At 41.6% G+C, this 17,021-nt stretch carries 15 protein-coding genes; 3 read left to right on the top strand and 12 right to left on the bottom strand.

What is annotated here, in order from left to right; translation table 11 throughout:
* Nucleotides 1–38: 38 nt before the first annotated feature.
* Entirely contained in the window at nt 39–488 is a 450-nt protein-coding gene (locus BAE31_RS03895) for a CBS domain-containing protein (RefSeq protein WP_024426912.1), read from the bottom strand.
* Nucleotides 489–622: 134 nt separating this feature from the next.
* On the opposite strand from BAE31_RS03895, the gene BAE31_RS03890 reads away from it, so the two are divergent.
* On the top strand, nt 623–988 hold the full coding sequence (locus tag BAE31_RS03890; protein WP_041108878.1) for a YugN family protein: 366 nt from the start codon (nt 623–625) through the stop codon (nt 986–988).
* A 73-nt stretch (nt 989–1,061) separates the two neighbouring features.
* On the opposite strand, the gene ctaG is transcribed toward BAE31_RS03890, so the two are convergent.
* The 6 genes from ctaG to cyoE form a co-directional block, all read right to left on the bottom strand.
* Complete coding sequence (gene ctaG, locus BAE31_RS03885) at nt 1,062–1,940, bottom strand: cytochrome c oxidase assembly factor CtaG (protein ID WP_034281665.1); 879 nt, start codon at nt 1,938–1,940, stop codon at nt 1,062–1,064.
* A gap of 30 nt (nt 1,941–1,970) precedes the next feature.
* Nucleotides 1,971–2,300: a cytochrome c oxidase subunit IVB gene (gene ctaF, locus BAE31_RS03880; protein ID WP_024426910.1), complete on the bottom strand. Its 330-nt coding sequence runs from the start codon at nt 2,298–2,300 to the stop codon at nt 1,971–1,973.
* A gap of 2 nt (nt 2,301–2,302) precedes the next feature.
* Nucleotides 2,303–2,923, bottom strand: coding sequence for a cytochrome c oxidase subunit III (gene ctaE / locus BAE31_RS03875; protein ID WP_024424780.1), 621 nt, complete (start codon nt 2,921–2,923; stop codon nt 2,303–2,305).
* Nucleotides 2,923–4,794 carry a cytochrome c oxidase subunit I gene (gene ctaD / locus BAE31_RS03870; RefSeq protein ID WP_076839511.1) on the bottom strand — a complete coding sequence of 624 codons (1,872 nt, stop codon included), beginning with the start codon at nt 4,792–4,794 and terminating at the stop codon, nt 2,923–2,925. Before ctaD ends, ctaE begins: the two co-directional genes overlap by 1 nt.
* Nucleotides 4,795–4,969: 175 nt before the next feature.
* Entirely contained in the window at nt 4,970–6,037 is a 1,068-nt protein-coding gene (gene coxB, locus BAE31_RS03865; RefSeq protein WP_041108876.1) for a cytochrome c oxidase subunit II, read from the bottom strand.
* Between the two features lie 279 nt (nt 6,038–6,316).
* Nucleotides 6,317–7,234, bottom strand: a complete 918-nt coding sequence (gene cyoE / locus BAE31_RS03860; protein WP_034281660.1) for a heme o synthase — start codon at nt 7,232–7,234, stop codon at nt 6,317–6,319.
* 393 nt (nt 7,235–7,627) lie between these two features.
* Between cyoE and BAE31_RS03855 the strand changes: the two genes are divergently transcribed.
* Entirely contained in the window at nt 7,628–8,551 is a 924-nt protein-coding gene (locus tag BAE31_RS03855; RefSeq protein ID WP_076839830.1) for a COX15/CtaA family protein, read from the top strand.
* A gap of 64 nt (nt 8,552–8,615) precedes the next feature.
* Here BAE31_RS03855 and BAE31_RS03850 read toward each other — a convergent pair whose 3' ends face one another.
* The 5 genes from BAE31_RS03850 to glsA form a co-directional block, all read right to left on the bottom strand.
* On the bottom strand, nt 8,616–10,025 hold the full coding sequence (locus BAE31_RS03850; RefSeq protein ID WP_262089388.1) for a cryptochrome/photolyase family protein: 1,410 nt from the start codon (nt 10,023–10,025) through the stop codon (nt 8,616–8,618).
* Between the two features lie 101 nt (nt 10,026–10,126).
* On the bottom strand, nt 10,127–13,573 hold the full coding sequence (pyc, locus tag BAE31_RS03845) for a pyruvate carboxylase (protein WP_076839509.1): 3,447 nt from the start codon (nt 13,571–13,573) through the stop codon (nt 10,127–10,129).
* A 79-nt stretch (nt 13,574–13,652) separates the two neighbouring features.
* A complete protein-coding gene (ftsW, locus tag BAE31_RS03840; protein ID WP_024426905.1) occupies nt 13,653–14,864 on the bottom strand; it encodes a putative lipid II flippase FtsW in 1,212 nt (403 codons plus the stop codon).
* Nucleotides 14,865–15,074: 210 nt separating this feature from the next.
* The gene (locus BAE31_RS03835) at nt 15,075–15,356 is read right to left on the bottom strand and encodes an Fpa/YlaN family protein (RefSeq protein WP_003212509.1); all 282 of its coding nucleotides are present in this window, start codon (nt 15,354–15,356) and stop codon (nt 15,075–15,077) included.
* Nucleotides 15,357–15,478: 122 nt separating this feature from the next.
* Nucleotides 15,479–16,408: a glutaminase A gene (gene glsA / locus BAE31_RS03830; RefSeq protein ID WP_056766357.1), complete on the bottom strand. Its 930-nt coding sequence runs from the start codon at nt 16,406–16,408 to the stop codon at nt 15,479–15,481.
* 120 nt (nt 16,409–16,528) lie between these two features.
* On the opposite strand from glsA, the gene BAE31_RS03825 reads away from it, so the two are divergent.
* Nucleotides 16,529–17,011 (top strand): hypothetical protein, encoded by a 483-nt coding sequence (locus BAE31_RS03825; RefSeq protein ID WP_076839507.1) that lies wholly within the window; start codon nt 16,529–16,531, stop codon nt 17,009–17,011.
* The last annotated feature ends 10 nt before the right edge of the window (nt 17,012–17,021 follow it).

Here is a 17,021-nt window from a genome sequence, read left to right as displayed (position 1 = left end):
ATACAGCCTATTTAACACGAATTTAAAATATGCCCCTCTTAATGAAGAAATCCTTGTCCATGATCTTGATCCTGTTGAGAGATTTCTGTCAGTGCCTCTCCCGCGCGATCATTTGATAAATCTTCGACTGATAAATCTCCTAGAGCGACAATCCCTGTTAATGCGCCGTTTTTTACAACAGGAATGCGGCGGAGCTGATGCTCTGACATGAGCCGGACAATTTCTTCAAGTGTTGCATCTTCTTCAGCTGTTAGTACTTCCTTTGTCATCAGCGAGCCCACTTCCTGTGAGTTTGGCTTTTTTTCTGCAATGCCTCTAAGCACAAGGTCACGGTCTGTTACTATCCCAACGAGCTGATCTCCGTCAACCACTGGAATGGCACCGATATCAGCATCTCTCATTTTGACTGCTGCTTCATACGTATTGTCATCTTGCTGACATGTCACTACTTTTTTTGTCATAATATCTTTGATTTTTTTCGTTTTCATGTTGATTCCTCCATCCGTTATTTTCTTTATTACTGTAACCAGCTTATAAAAGAACATACCTTTCACAGTTGAAAGTTTAACGCTTTCATACTATGATTGTCAGTAAAGGGAAATTTTATAAGGAGGGGTTTTGGGTGAAGTTTGAAGATACGGGGATTGAAAAGGTATCAGCTGACTTAAATAAATTAGATTTCATTATGGAAAGTGAAGGATTTGTACGAGCCGATCAATGGGATTATGAGCGTGTGACATACGACAGAAAGTACAGCATGGTAGAGGGAACCTTTTATTTACGGATTTCCGGCTACGCTACTGAAGGAGATGTCGGTTCCAAAAAGGCACACATTCAGCTTCTAACACCGTTACTTGGAAAACACTATTATCCACATGGCGTTGAATACGGCGAAGGCGAAGAATTCCCTAAGTCTCTCATTCAATCAAGCAAAAAAACACTTGCACAGCTGAAGGAAAAACTAGAAGCCATGACGGCTGAAGCATAAAACAAAGGGCTAAAATGATTTTTTAGCCCTTTTCCTCATACGATGAAAGCACAGCCATCTGGCTGTGCTTTTTTTATTCATATTTCGGAATAAGCGCATCTGGTACGGCATCTTTCGCTCTTTCTTTTCTTGCCCAGTCAAAGAAGACAACAGCAAGAATAGAGCCGTACACAATCTCCTGAATAATTTTCATCAAAATCGCACCTAGCTGCTGATCCTCTAGCAGCGGCAAGGTGTGGAACATATCAGGGCCAGTGAGAGCAAGGCCTGCAAGCATATCACTTGGCACACATAAATGCAGTGCTTGTATCCATGCGCCGGCATCAGAATAGGTTGCATAGATCGGTGCTTCACTAAACATGATGAGTGCACAGGCCGGAGTCATCAATATCCCGTCTGCCATGATATATCCAAGCTTCAAAATGCCTGTGATCTGCGGCTGACTTTGGACTTTATGGACAAGCGGCCACCACATGAAAAAGGCAGCGATAAAAATAACCACCGTCATCAATGCGTGGTAAAACGGATCTGTTTTCACAAAATCAAACACAAGCGGAATGTGATACAGCGAAAACAATCCGTTAAATCCAAGCAGTGCAATTAAAGGTTTGGAAAACAAACGGAAAACAGCTTGAATACCTGGTGTTTGAATGATCCGCTCCCATATGGCTGGAGGCAATCCTGTAATAAGGAGAGGCGGGATGACTAAGTATAGCACCGCCATTTGCGCCATATGTGCACTAAACATAATATGCCCCATTAAATCAATTGGGCTCCCTTTCACAGCATACAACAGAACAAGCCCCGTCAGAAATAACGTCTTCTCTTTCACCGTCGCACGGTGCTTTCCCTTTGTCACAAGAAGCAGATAAAGAGCAGCTGCTATCACAATACAAGTCAAATAATAAGGGCTCCATAATGCCCGAAATCCGAATATTTCTAAGTTCTCCATTGCTGCGCCTCCTTCAAGGGCAAAGCGGGTTTACCACCATATAATGGTCAAAAAGGCTAATACGGTAATAAACGCAACAAACACACCTGAGTATAGAAACAAGGCGGGTGTTTCATGCCCTTTTTGGTTCATGTGCATAAAATAATAAAGCTGAAAAGCTACCTGAATGCCTGCAAGCAGTAAAATAAATGGTACTGCGAACCAATTTCCAACGTCTTCTGAGGCGATCGTTAAAAACGCAACAAATGTTAATCCAATCATCAAGCCGAAGGAAATGAGCTGATGCTTCATTTCCTCGGCATTTTTCTTTTTACGATATACAAGATCGACTTTGGACTGATTTGTGTTTTTATTTCCCATTCTTATCCCACCATTCCCATTAAATATACAACGGTAAAGATGAAGACCCACACAACATCAATGAAGTGCCAATAGAGACTTGCCACATAATATTTCGGCGCATTGTATAAATCAAGTCCGCGTCTCATATTTCGAATCATAAGAGCGGTAATCCAGCAAAGTCCGAAGGCAACGTGAGCTCCGTGAGTTCCTACAAGTGTATAGAAGGAAGAACCAAGAGCAGAGCTGGTAATCGTAAATTCATACGCATGCACATAGTGATAAAACTCATAAATCTCAACCCCTAAAAATCCAGCACCTAAAAGGACCGTGATACCAAGCCAAAGCTGCATCTTTTTAAAGGCAAAGTTTTTCATATGATACATGGCATACACACTCGTTAAACTGCTCGTTAATAGAAGCATTGTGGCAATAAAGACAAGTGTGAGGTCAAACATATCAGTTGTTTTTGCTCCGCCTGCATTTGAGTTTTTCAGCGCCAAATAAGTGGCGAAAAGCGATGCAAACAGAACGGTTTCTCCTCCAAGAAACAGCCAGAACCCGACAAACTTATTCTTCCCTTCTAACGTGGCCTTCTCAGGAGAAGCTGGAAAGGTTTCCGCCGTCATTTTTTGTGGTTCCATTATGCTTTCACCCCTTTATCATCGTCGTCGGTCAAATCTTCTTTGTGAATATGGTATCCATGATCATCTTTCAGAGACCTAACGAGCATGGTCGCAAACGTAATACCAAGACCAATGAAGATCACCGGAAGCCCCCAGCTGTGCTCTTGACGATACATGAAACCAAACGCTGACACAAATAGACCGAATGAGATAATGACAGGCAAGATGGAGTTATTCGGCATGTGAATATCATCGAGCGGTTCAGATGCTGTCATTCCTTTTTTACCATCCATTTTTTCAATCCATAATGGATCTAGTCCTCTGACAAGCGGAAGCTGTTTAAAGTTGTATTCTGGCGGAGGCGAAGACACTGCCCATTCAAGTGTTCTTCCATCTCCCCAAGGATCGCTCGATACACGCTCCCCTTTGGCTGTTGTCCAGATGATGTTAATCAGCATGATCACAACAGCTACAAACATAAACAGTGCCCCAATCGTACTGACTAAGTTCCCAAGCTCGAGACCCTGACCTGGCAGGAATGTAAAGACCCGGCGCGGCATGCCCCATAGACCGAGAAAATGCTGGATAAAGAAAGTTAAATGGAAACCGATGAAAAACAGCACAAAGCCAATTTTCCCAAGCTTCTCATTCAGTATTTTTCCAAACATCTTCGGCCACCAGTAATGCACACCTGCTAGAATACCGAATACAACTCCGCCGATAATGACGTAATGGAAATGCGCCACAACAAAATACGTATCATGGAACTGATAATCCGCTGCAGCTGCCGCAAGCATGACCCCAGTTACCCCGCCAAGTAAGAACGACGGAATAAAGGCAACAGAATAAAGCATCGGCGTTGTAAACTTCACATTACCGCCCCATATCGTGAGCAGCCAGTTGAATACTTTAATTCCTGTTGGCACCGCAATTGCCATGGTCGCTACAGCAAAGATCGCATTGGCGATAGGTCCAAGCCCCGTAGTGAACATGTGATGCGCCCACACCATGAATCCAAGGAAACCAATCAATACAGTAGCGAACACCATGGACGAGTAACCAAACAATCTTTTTCTTGCAAACACCGGAATGATCTCAGAAAAGATTCCGAATGCCGGCAGGATCAAGATATATACTTCCGGGTGTCCGAAAATCCAGAACAAATGCTCCCAGATGATTGTATTTCCTCCAAGCTCTGGATTGAAAAAGCTCGTGTCAAACATTCTATCAAGCATCAGCATCGCAAGCCCTGCTGTCAGCGGAGGGAATGCGAATAAAATAAGTGCGGAGGCGACAAATGTCGTCCAAGTAAAGAGCGGCATTCTCATATACGTCATACCAGGCGCTCTCATATTAATAATCGTTGCAAGAAAGTTAATTCCTGCAATCAGCGTACCAATACCCGCGATCTGTAAACCTAAAATGTAGAAATCCATTCCATGACCTTCTGAATTCAGCGTGAGCGAAGCGTATGCAGTCCAGCCTGCATCAGGTGCTCCGCCCATAAACCATCCAAGGTTTAAGAAAATTCCTCCGAAAAAGAATAACCAAAAACCAAGTGAATTCACAAACGGAAATGCTACGTCACGTGCACCAATTTGAATTGGTACTACCGCATTCATTAATGCAAATAACAGCGGCATAGCTGCAAGGAAAATCATTGTCGTTCCATGCATCGTCATGATTTCATTGTAAACCCCTGCACTGACAAAATCATTTTCAGGGATGGCTAGCTGAATACGGATAAACATCGCTTCTATCCCGCCAACCAAAAAGAAAAATCCCCCTGCCACTAAATATAATATGGCAATTTTTTTGTGGTCAACCGTTGTCAAGTAATCCCATAAGACAGCGCCAAACCCCCGCTTTTTAGCTATTGTACTCACCATGAAATCCCCCTCTTATCTCCCATTTGCCCCTTTTCATATAGATGTCTTTCTTCACGATCCTTTAAGCAGACTATGTCTGACAGATGACGACTTCTCGGTTGTAGAGACATATTCGGGAGCTCTTAACAAAAACTTCACATCGATCACATACCCTCTTGAATATCTGCTCTAGTTGTTACTCGATTTTAAGACCTTTTAAATACTCGTAAAGTGCATCCGCTTCTGAGTCATTTAATTTAGGGTACGTTCCTGTCATCTTATTACCTGGTTTAAAGCTTTCTGGATCTTTCAGCCATGCTTTCACATTTTCTTTGTTCATGTCTTTAATTCCAGCTACTTTCGTCCGCTCTCCGAAGGTCGCAAGGTTTGGTGCAGTCCTTGCTGCTTCCGGCCGCTTGTCACCAGGCTCTACTGCGTGACAGCTTAAGCAGTTTTTCTCTTTAAATAGCTTTTCGCCCTCTAAAGCGAGATCCTTTGTGGATTCAGGCTTCTTGTAATCAGCCATTTTTTTCGTCCATCCTAAAAACTCATCTTGAGAAAGCGTTTTAACTTTAAAGTCCATTAAAGCATGTGACGGCCCGCACAGCTCCGCACATTTCCCGTAGAAATATTCCCCTGCATCTTTCGTTCGTTTCGAGTCAAAGGTTAAATAAAATTTGTTGTCATTATCTGTGTTTGTATCAATTTTACCGCCAGCCGATGGAACCCAGAATGAGTGTTTGACATCGGACGCTTTCAGCTTAAAGTATACCTTTTGATCTGTTGGCACGATCAATTCCTGACTTGTGACAATCCCATAATCAGGGTATTCAAATTCCCACCAATATAAGCTGGCTCTTACATTGACAACAAGTGTCTTTTCAGGATCTCGTTTTTTCTTATCCATAGCGCTTGTATCCCCTAGTTCAAGCGTATATGCCACAACAGGTACAACGAGAATAATGAGTAGAAGAATCGGAATCGCTGTCCATGTGATTTCCAGGTTGCGGTTCCCTTCCACCTGCTTTGGAATCGTATCTTCTCCCACTTTAGAACGTTTGAATTTAATGATGACGTAAAAGAAAATGATCGATACAACAATGACGACAAGAACCATAATGAGTGTACTCAGTACCGTTAGGAAAAACTGTTTATCTGCTACTTCCCCAACAGGCTTGAGTGTTGATAAGTATGGTTCACCACAGCCCGCCAAAACGAGCGTCAGTAAGAGAAACAGTGAATAAACACGCCATTTTCTTATCATAATTTGTCCCAACCCCTTTTGCTTGATCTCCTTTGCCTTTCGCTTTTTACCTCTTATTTATAAAATCACTTCTCACTCATCCATAACCCCCGCCTCTTATAAAAGCACTTACATTTCCTCTTTTCATAAAAAAATGATGTTTTTACTCAAAATACCATCTATGTATAAACAGAAAGCCGCCTAAATAGAACTGAATATCAGGCGGCTTTCATAGTTGTTAGAAAATGTTGTGTTATAAGATATAGCCATTGTTTTGATGTGATCAAAGTGTATTTCACTCTAGAATAGTGTAATAATAATCATCGCTACGAAAAAGATGGTTAAGTAGTTTAATGAATAAACGAACATGAGCGTTGACCACTTCATGATGTCTTTCATTTTAAAGCCCATAAGGCCAATAACAAGCCATCCAATATTAAGCAATGTACCAAGTGCGACAATCGGCCATCCTAATCCACCTAAGAAAAATGGAAGCGGAAGAAGACATGCTGTCCAAATGATGATCTGGCGTTTTGTGACTTCAAAGCCATAAACAACTGGCAGCATTGGAATGCCCGCCTTACGGTAATCTTCCGTTTTCTTAATCGCAAGTGACAGGAAGTGCGGGATTTGCCAAATGAACATAATCATAAACAAAACCCAAGCCGTTGTGTCGATTGTACCTGTGACAGCTGTCCAGCCGATTAATGGCGGAACCGCGCCAGATACACTTCCGATAACTGTATTGATGGTGTAATGGCGTTTAGACCACATGGTGTAAAGAACCGCATAAGTAAAGACTCCAATAAATCCAATCACTGCTGATGTAATGGTTGTCATCAGAAGCATAATGAGTCCTAATACAACAAGCAGAATGCCAAATGCATACGCTTGCCCCGGCTGAATTTTACCTGTAACCGTCGGTCTTGTTTTTGTTCTTTCCATTAATATATCAATATCACGGTCAAACGCATTATTAATTGCGCATGAACCGGCAATAATAAGAGAAGAACCAATCATTGTTAACAGCACAATATCAAGATTTCCAAGAAAACTCATACCTGTAAAATAAAAAGCAAGCCACATTCCAGTAAATGTCGTAATGAAATTGGAATTGACGATGCCCATTTTAATCAGAGCAAGAAAATCTTTCCACGCTGTTGTTTCTTCTATTTGTCCATGAATAGCTGCTTCCGCGGCTGTTTTGGAATTTGCCAATGTGTATAACCTCCCTTGCCCAAACCTTCAAACGAACGAATGACACGTAAAATCATTACAACTCTATCATACAAGATAAACAGCTGTAAAAAAACATCCTATTAAATAATAAACGACAAACTTGAAGTTATTTGTGAACTTTTCGTGAATTTATTAGGATATATGTGTGTTTCAGAAGGCGGTGCAAAATGAAATATTCTCTCCTCTATTTCTATCAGACTGTCAAAGAAAGATCAAGCACTCTAAATCTGTAAACTTTGTGAACTAACATATCATTTTTTTGTGAACTTTGGTCATTATGAATTGCAACAGAACACGCATTTGGCTTAAACTTGAGAGCATGTGAGGTTTTCATTTACATCAGAAGTTTTTTAGAGAAGGTGAAATAATTTGATGAAATTTGCTTTAAGGCTATTGAGCGCGATCACAACGTTTGTGATGCTGATCGTACTGATTGGCGGTGCGCTTGTGACGAAAACCGGTTCGGGTCTTGGCTGCGGTAGACAGTGGCCCCTTTGCCACGGTCGTTTCTTTCCTGAAATGAACCCCGCTTCCATCATCGAATGGAGTCACCGCATGTCAACAGGAGTTTCCACCATTCTTGTTCTGGCACTGGCGGTCTTATGCTGGAAAAAAATTAGTCCAGTATTCCGTGAAACCAAATTTTTGGTCATCATGTCCATTATATTCTTAATGCTTCAAGCGCTGTTAGGAGCTCTTGCTGTCGTATTTGGTTCTAACGCACTTGTGATGGCACTGCACTTCGGTATTTCACTCATTTCATTTGCTTCAGTATTACTGCTTGCACTTCTTGTCTTTGAAGCAACCAGATCTGAAACAAAGCTTGTGAAGCCGCTTCATATCGGCAAAAAAATGCAGTTCCATATTTATGGGTTGATCACGTATACGTATATCGTGGTATATACGGGCGCTTATGTGAGACATACAAAGTCAAGCCTTGCATGCTCTGTTTTCCCGTTTTGTTCAAAAGACGGTGCGCTTCCAACGTATTTTAATCAGTGGGTTCAAATGTCCCACCGAGCAGCAGCACTTCTTTTATTCGTCTGGATATTTGTCGCTATGTTCCATGCCATGAAACATTATAAAGAACAGAAGCAGCTGTATTATGGATGGATCATTTCAGCCATTCTCATTACACTTCAAGCCATTTCAGGTGTGATGTCTGTTTATTCTCAGCTTGCACTTGGTTACGCGCTGGCTCATTCATTCTTTATTTCTTGTTTGTTTGGGGTACTATGCTACTTCTGCTTACTCATTGCCCGGTTTAAATATGAAAGCAAAGAGCCATTTAGATAAGAATTGTATCCCCCTTTCATGTGGAGAGGGGGATTTTTTATTGTTGTTTTGCTTCTTCGAATAGCTAGATGGCTTTTTTGCGTCTTTCCTTGTGATCAACTGTCGGCAGCGGGTATGTATCACCTAGCACACAGCTCGATTTCCGTTGTTCATCTATCGGCATTTTACTTGGTTCATGAATCCATTTTTCATCAACACGCTCTAGCTCTGGTACATATTTTCTAATATATTCCCCGCTTGGATCAAACCGCTTCGACTGGGTCGTTGGGTTAAAAATACGGAAGTACGGTACGGCATCTGTCCCAACAGAAGCTGCCCACTGAAATCCTCCGATATTCGAAGCCTCATCATAATCCACAAGCTTTTTTGCAAAATACGCTTCTCCCTTTCTCCAATCAATCAAATAGTCCTTTGTTAAAAATGAGGCAGTAACCATTCTTAAACGATTATGCATCCAGCCTTCCTCATTTAACTGCCGCATCCCTGCATCAACGAAAGGAAAGCCTGTTTCACCTTTACACCATGCTTCAAACAGCTTCTTATCTTCATTCCATTTCATCCCTTGAAATACCGAATTGATTTCTTTTTCTTTCATCTCTGGATAATGAGCATAAATCATATGGTAAAAATCTCGCCACGCCAGCTCTTTGATAAAGGTTTCTCGGCCCTCGTCTTCAAACAGCGCCTCCTCATGTACCGCATGAAAGATCGTTCGAATTGAGATGGCTCCTGTTTTCAAGAAACGTGACAGCTTACTCGTTCCAAAAACAGATGGAATATCTCGTTTTTCATGGTAACGTGTTAGTCTTTTTTGGATAAAGTCATGAAGCGTGTTCATCGCTTTGTGTGAGCCGATTTGATCAAATTTTCTTGAGCATCTCATGATTATACTGCGTAGCTTGTCATTCCCTTTGTGTGAAAGTGACTCATCACAAATCGTATGAGCGCTGCTGAGAAATGATTTGTCAACTTTTATCACAGGCTGCTTCTCTTGCTTTCGCCATGATTGATAGTATGGAGTAAACACTTGATAATGAGTGCCATCCCTTTTTAAAATATCTTGCACCCCGTGAAGGTGTGTATCTTGCCATTTTGATACATGAATGCCCTTCTTTTCTAAAAAAGCGGTTACTTGATGGTCACGCTTTTGACCGATTCCCACTTGATCTTCATTAAAAAAGACAGCTTTGATGTCATATACATCGATAACTTGCTGAAAGGCACGCAAGACATCGCCATAGAGAAGATGAACATACATTTGAGATTCTCTTGCTTCCTTGATAAAATGCGCCAAGCTTTGAAAAAAATGTTCGTTGTTTAAATCGAGGTCCATTTCAGTAAAAAATGGATCTAGATGATAAAGAGCAAATAATTTGTACTCGTGTTTTTTTGCATATGTGATCGCTTTTGATAAGGCGATATGATCATCTAATCGCATATCCCGGCGAAACCAAATCACAACAATGTTGTCCAACCTTCTTCACCTCACTCTATAGTGTAATCACTCTCACTGGCTGCTGCACATTTTAATGCGCTCAAAAAAAAAGACACATCACGGTGGATGTGTCTCGCTTCTTATTCAGGCTTTAATACAATTAATAGATCACCGGTTTGAATCGGTTCTCCATTTGTCACATGTATTTCATCTACGACCGCAGAAAATGGAGCTTGTACAGTCGTTTCCATTTTCATGGCTTCATTGATCATCAAATGCTCACCTTGTGAAATTTTCTGCCCTTTTTCCACGAGTACTTTGATGACAGTGCCTGGCATCGATGCGGCGATGTGATTTGGATTTGAACGGTCCGCCTTCATTTTTTCTTGAACGGAGGATTTGATGCTTTCATCCTTAATCACCACTTCACGCGGCTGGCCATTTAATTCAAAGTAAAGAACTCTTGTGGCATCTGGATTCGGTTCACCAATTGATACGAGTTTGACAATCAGAGTTTTTCCTTTTTCGATTTCTACCTCAATCTCTTCTCCAAGCCTCATCCCGTAGAAGAACGTTGGTGTATCAAGAACAGAGATGTCACCATAGCTTTCTGCTGTTTGGACAAATTCAGAAAAGACTTTCGGATATAAGGCATACGCAATTGCGTCTTGCTCTGTTAACGTCAGGTCATGAGATTCTTTGAACTGCTTCTTAATGTCTTCAAAGTCCACTGGCTTCAGCTTCTCACCAGGTCTGACAGTAAGAGGCTCTTCCCCTTTTAAAATCAGCTTTTGCAGCTTTTCTGGGAATCCGCCATGCGGCTGGCCCAAATAGCCTTTAAATAATTCCACAACAGAATCCGGGAAGTCTAGTGTTGCGCCTTTTTCATAAACATCTTCTTCTGTTAGATCATTTTGCACCATATAAAGTGCCATATCTCCAACTACTTTAGAGGATGGTGTTACCTTTACAATATCACCAAACATGTCATTCACACGTCTGTACATTTCCTTTACTTCATTCCAGCGCTCGCCAAGACCGACACCTTTCGCCTGCTGCTGCAAGTTACTATATTGACCGCCAGGCATTTCATGCTCATAAATTTCTGTATGAGGCGAATTCATGCCGCTTTCGAATTCATGATAGTATTTTCTGACGGAATCCCAGTATTGAGAAAGGCGTTCGACAGATTGGACGTTCATGTCTGGCTTTCTTTCATGTCCATCTAAAGCATAATAAAGTGAGCTTGCACTTGGCTGCGATGTGAGTCCTGCCATAGAGCTGACGGCAACATCCACAATATCAACACCTGCATCAATCGCTCTTGCATAGGTGAACAGTCCATTTCCACTCGTGTCATGCGTATGAAGATGGATAGGGATCGTAAGCTCATCTTTTAAAGCAGAGACTAGCTCGTAGGCTGCCTGCGGTTTTAATAGCCCCGCCATATCTTTAATACCTAAAATATGCGCGCCGGCAGATTCAAGCTCTTTTGCAAGAGATACATAGTACTCAAGATCATATTTTGGACGAGATGGATCAAGAATATCTCCCGTATAACAAATCGCCGCCTCTGCCACTTTGCCTGATTCCCGAACAGAATCAATGGCAAGCGTCATGCCTTTTACCCAGTTTAAGCTGTCGAAAATACGGAACACATCAATGCCTGCCTCGGCTGATTCTTTTACAAATGCTTTGATCACATTATCCGGATAGTTTGTATATCCGACAGTGTTTGATGATCTTAATAGCATTTGGAACAGCGTGTTTGGCACTTCTTGACGAAGCTCTTTCAATCGTTCCCAAGGATCTTCTTTTAAGAAACGGTACGCAACATCAAATGTAGCCCCGCCCCACATTTCCATACTAAACAGCTCTGGCCATAAACCTGCTGTTGGCTGGGCAACTTTCTTTAAATCATGTGTTCTGAAGCGTGTCGCAAGCAGAGACTGATGCGCATCTCTAAAGGTTGTGTCAGTTAAAAGGACGTTATTTTGTTCTTTCACCCAGTTGGCAAGCCCCTCAGGTCCATGCGTATCTAACAATTGTTTTGTCCCAGACGGAATCTCTTGATTGAGAGGAAGCTTCGGTACGTCTGGTTTGTCAAAATGAGGCTTCTTTTTCTCCGCAATACCTGGGAACCCATTAATGGTAACGTTACCAATATAAGTCAACATCTTCGTTCCGCGGTCTTTTTGCTTAGGGAAATTAAATAGCTCTGGCGTTGAGTCGATAAACGATGTATCGTATTCCCCTTTTAGGAACTTCTCATGCTTAGCCACATTTTCAAGAAATGGGATGTTAGTTTTAATTCCGCGAATCCTGAATTCTTGTAAATTTCGGACCATTTTAGCAGCCGCTTGATCAAACGTGAGCGCCCATGTAGACAGCTTGACCAATAATGAGTCGTAATAAGGTGTAATGACCGCACCTTGGAAGCTGTTCCCTGTATCAAGACGTACACCAAATCCCCCACCTGAGCGGTAGGCCATAATTTTTCCTGTGTCTGGCATAAAGTCATTTAGAGGATCTTCTGTTGTGACCCTTGATTGAATGGCAAAGCCGTGTGTAAAGATATCTTCTTGCTTTGGAATACCAACTTCTTTGCTGTGAAGGTTATGCCCCTTTGCAACAAGAATTTGGGTTTGAACGATATCGACACCTGTGATCATTTCTGTGATCGTGTGTTCTACCTGCACCCTTGGATTGACTTCAATAAAGTAAAACTCTCCATTTGCAACAAGGAATTCTACAGTCCCTGCATTAATGTACGATACATTCTGGGCCAGCTGGACAGCCGCTTCGCAAATATCTTCACGCAATTGATCTGTTAGAGACACACTTGGCGCCACTTCAATGACCTTTTGATGCCGCCTTTGAACAGAGCAGTCACGCTCATATAAATGAATGATATTGCCGTGATTGTCTCCAATCACCTGCACTTCAATATGTTTTGGATTTTCAATCAGCTTTTCAACGTATACTTCGTCATTTCCAAAAGCAGCTTTTGCCTCTGACTTCGCACGGTCATAGGCTTCCTTCAGCTCTTCTTTTGATCTGACAATCCGCATCCCCCGGCCGCCGCCGCCTAGTGAAGCTTTAATAATAAACGGGTAACCGTATTCTTCACCGAATTTTTCGACTTCTTCGACCGAATCAACTGGTCCGTCACTTCCTGGAATGACTGGAATACCAGCTTTTTTCGCTTCATCTCTCGCCTTTACTTTATCTCCAAACATATCTAAATGCTGAGAAGTTGGACCGATAAATTGAATGCCTTCCTCTTCGCATCGTCTTGCAAAATGAATGTTTTCGGATAAAAATCCGTAGCCTGGATGAATCGCATCCACGTCATTTCGTTTTGCAATTTCGATGATCCCCTCGATATCGAGGTAGGCATCAATCGGTTTCTTCCCTTCTCCAACTAGATATGCTTCATCAGCTTTATAGCGATGATAAGAGCCCGAGTCTTCTTTGGAATAAATGGCCACTGTACGTAAATTGAGCTCCGTACAGGCCCTGAAGACTCTGATAGCGATTTCCCCTCTGTTTGCAACTAGAACCTTTTGAATTGTTCTCTGTGACATTCTCACTCCTCCATATCCCTTAAAATTTTATATGTACTCTATAATAAAGGAAGAAATGAAAACTGTACACTTTTGTTTTCTAAAGATTCAAAGTTTTCTGCAATCCATTTTTTTCAACCGATGGTTTGCTCATTGATTTTTTCTTTTTGTAACGCTCTTTATATTCAGTAAACATGCTGATATTCAGCAGCATTCCCATACAGATGCTAAGTAAAATGATAGACGATCCCCCGTAGCTGATAAACGGAAGTGTCACCCCAGTAATTGGAATAAGACCTGAAACACCGCCTAAATTGATACAAGTTTGGATCGCAATCATGGAGGAAATTCCTATTGCAAGCAAACTTCCAAACGGATCTTCACACTTTCTCGCAATATAAAAACCTTTCACGACGATGAAACCAAGAAGAGCGAGAACAAAAAACACGCCGAAAAAGCCAAGTTCTTCTGAGATAATTGCCATGATAAAGTCTGTGTGCGGCTCTGGAAGATATCCGTACTTTTGAACGCTTTCCCCTAGACCGAGTCCAAAAAAGCCGCCTGATCCAATCGCATAATATGAATTAATCAATTGATGCCCAGTAGCCCCTGCATCTTTAAATGGATCTTGGAAACTCTCAAAACGTCCGAGACGATTTTGCGTGAAAATTTTATCCCAAAAAAGAATAATAAACGGGGTCACGACGACCATCACTGCACTAAATAGCGCCAGCAGCTTCGCAAGCGTTTTGCCGCTAAAGCCTGAGCATAAAATCATCGCAAGGGCAATCATGCCAATGATAAAGGCTGTCCCATAGTCTGGCTGCAAAATGATAAATCCGCACAGGATAGAGACAATCACGATTGGAGGCGTGACACCTCTTAAAATATGATCAATATAATGCTGCTTTTTGGCATACACAGCAGCAAGATAGATGATGACGACAATCTTTACAAATTCAGCTGGCTGAAGACTAAAAGGGCCTAATTTGATCCAGCTTCTTGCGTTCCCTGCAATATGACCGCCAAAGTACACATAGATGAGGGAAAAAACTGAAATCAGCAGCATACCAATCTGGAATTTCTTATTTGAAAACAGCTGATATGGAACTAATGCTGTAAAGATCAAGATGGCTGCTCCAACAATCATAAATAAGAGCTGTTTCTTAAAAAAGTTATCTGGCGCGGCATCGTATCTGATAACAGATGTAATCATACTTGAGCTATACACCATAACCAAACCAAATGCGCTGATTAAGATAATGGCGAACAATAATGAGTAGTCATACGATTTTAGCATTCTCTTTAACATATAATCCTCTTCCTAACGTCTGTTTCTACTGCTTGATATCTTCTTAGCTGTTCTTATTCTACTACATTTTCTCCGTTTGATCCCGTATTACCTCTTTTATATTGTTCGTCATTCATGAAAGAATCAAGTCCGTTTGCCGTCAATCCATCAAAAGAAAATAGGGGACAAAAAAACTCAAACTTATGTTGTGGCAGTTTGAGTTTTCAATCGTTATTTTTTTGTGAACGCATCATGAAGTGCGGAAAGCTCTCTCTCAAGTTTATCGAGTAGTTTCTTGCCTTCATGTTGATCAACTAATCCAAGCCGGACAGCAAAATCAATCTCCCTCGATAATCCGAACATTTGAGTATCTAAAACCTCTTCATAAAGAGGACATTGCGGCATCGTTAAGTTGTCCATTTGCACTTGGATCAATTTTAAAATTTTATCTGCATCCAATTTTAATAAAGCCAGTGCTTTTTGCCGATGATCGACTAAAATTTCTGACGCCAAAAGTATCCCTCCGTTCCCCAGGCGAGTACCTAATTCTTCTATTTATCATAAAGCGAAACGCCCAAAATTGCAAGCAGATTTGTACAGTTCGCTTTGTGAAAATAAAAAGAAGACATTTCTCATTAAAAGATACTCATCTCATATTTTTCACTCATGAGCTCAAGCAGCTTAATCCCAGCAATACTATTCCCTTTTTCATCCAGGGCAGGACCGAAAATTCCGATCCCAAAATCATATGGTGCCGCTCCCATAATCCCGCCTGAAACACCGCTTTTAGCAGGTATGCCGATATTAATGGCAAATTCACCGCTTGCATTATACATGCCGCACGTCACCATAAAGGTTTTACAAATTCTAGCGACATCTTTTGAAAGAATTTGCTGCCCCGTTTCTGGATGTCTGCCATCTAATGAAAAAACACAAGCAATTTTCGCCAAATCTAAGCTGTTCATCATGATGGCACATTGTTTCGTATACACGTCCATGACCTCTTCTACGTTCCCTCTAATAATATGATATTGCTTCATATAATAGCACATAGCCCGGTTAATCATCGATGTCTCAAATTCAGATGCGGCTGTTTCCTTGCAGTATGTAATGCTTTTGTCATTTGCGAGCTCTCTAATAAAGCCAAGAAGGCGGTTCAGCTGATCTTGCGGAGTCGCTCCTCTTATTAAGCTTGTGACTGCAAGCGCTCCTGCATTAATCATTGGATTCAGCGGCTTATTCGGACTTGCTGTTTCCAGCTTAATCATTGAATTAAACGGGTCACCTGTAGGCTCTTGTCCAACAAATTGAAAGACTTTTTTTGGCCCTTCTTCTGAGAGTACGAGCGCAAGGGCTAATACTTTAGAAATACTTTGCAGGGTAAAGCGTTTATCTACATCTCCTGCCGAGTGACAAGTATTACTCACATGGTACACAGCCACAGATAAATCCGTCTGCTCCGCTTTGGCGAGAGCGGGAATATAGGATGCTACTTTGCCATCTTTGGCCACTTTTTTTGCTTCTTCTACAAATCGCTGAAGCTCTTCATTGTCGCGACATGCCATGCCCAATATCCTCCCTATCTTTCATGTAAGATTAGTGTGTACAAGAGGAAGCATGTTTATGAAAGTGACAAAGCAGGCGAAAACTTCTATAATTTATGGTGGAAAGGGGTTGTCTTGAACATGAGCATCATTCAAATTAAGGGGAACGTAAAGTACAAGATCACCATTGATCCAAGTGTATGGATTTTTGATGACCGCAAATTTTTAATGGATTCATTTTTTGAAAAAAGGACAGCAAATGAAGAAAGTCAGCTGGATCAGGAGCTTGACCAAGAGCGGGTAATCAGAGAAGGACAAACACTTCCACCCACTTTAAAAACAGAGAAGAAGTACGAAAAGGAAAGACTCATCACAGGCAGCTTCGGAATGAAGCTGGGTGATATGCTGAAAAATGCAGAACCGCTTGAACATGCAGACACATGCAAATTTGTCACAGAAACAGAGACAATTGCTGTTCCGCTTTCTCAGGCAATGGAAAGCATTGCACACTTCAGCCAAAATGGGAAGCCTATGACTGAAGAAGGACCAATCCACGTTTATTTCGCGGATCAGTCCAACCTCACTCAGCCGATAAAAGGTGTCAAAGAGCTCATCATTACATAAGACAGAGGGT

Source organism: Bacillus sp. I-2 (assembly GCF_001974945.1).
Taxonomy (GTDB): Bacteria; Bacillota; Bacilli; order Bacillales; family Bacillaceae; genus Bacillus; species Bacillus safensis.
This window is presented reverse-complemented; position numbering and strand designations above follow the sequence as displayed.

Excerpts from the sequence above, each read along its gene's own strand:
- BAE31_RS03825 (WP_076839507.1), top strand. The coding sequence starts at position 16,529 with ATGAGCATCATTCAAATTAAGGGGAACGTAAAGTACAAGATCACCATT.
- BAE31_RS03855 (WP_076839830.1), top strand. The coding sequence starts at position 7,628 with ATGAAATTTGCTTTAAGGCTATTGAGCGCGATCACAACGTTTGTGATG.
- pyc (WP_076839509.1), bottom strand. The coding sequence starts at position 13,573 with ATGTCACAGAGAACAATTCAAAAGGTTCTAGTTGCAAACAGAGGGGAA.
- ctaD (WP_076839511.1), bottom strand. The coding sequence starts at position 4,794 with ATGGTGAGTACAATAGCTAAAAAGCGGGGGTTTGGCGCTGTCTTATGG.
- ctaG (WP_034281665.1), bottom strand. The coding sequence starts at position 1,940 with ATGGAGAACTTAGAAATATTCGGATTTCGGGCATTATGGAGCCCTTAT.
- ftsW (WP_024426905.1), bottom strand. The coding sequence starts at position 14,864 with ATGTTAAAGAGAATGCTAAAATCGTATGACTACTCATTATTGTTCGCC.
- coxB (WP_041108876.1), bottom strand. The coding sequence starts at position 6,037 with ATGATAAGAAAATGGCGTGTTTATTCACTGTTTCTCTTACTGACGCTC.
- ctaF (WP_024426910.1), bottom strand. The coding sequence starts at position 2,300 with ATGGGAAATAAAAACACAAATCAGTCCAAAGTCGATCTTGTATATCGT.
- BAE31_RS03895 (WP_024426912.1), bottom strand. The coding sequence starts at position 488 with ATGAAAACGAAAAAAATCAAAGATATTATGACAAAAAAAGTAGTGACA.
- ctaE (WP_024424780.1), bottom strand. The coding sequence starts at position 2,923 with ATGGAACCACAAAAAATGACGGCGGAAACCTTTCCAGCTTCTCCTGAG.
- glsA (WP_056766357.1), bottom strand. The coding sequence starts at position 16,408 with ATGGCATGTCGCGACAATGAAGAGCTTCAGCGATTTGTAGAAGAAGCA.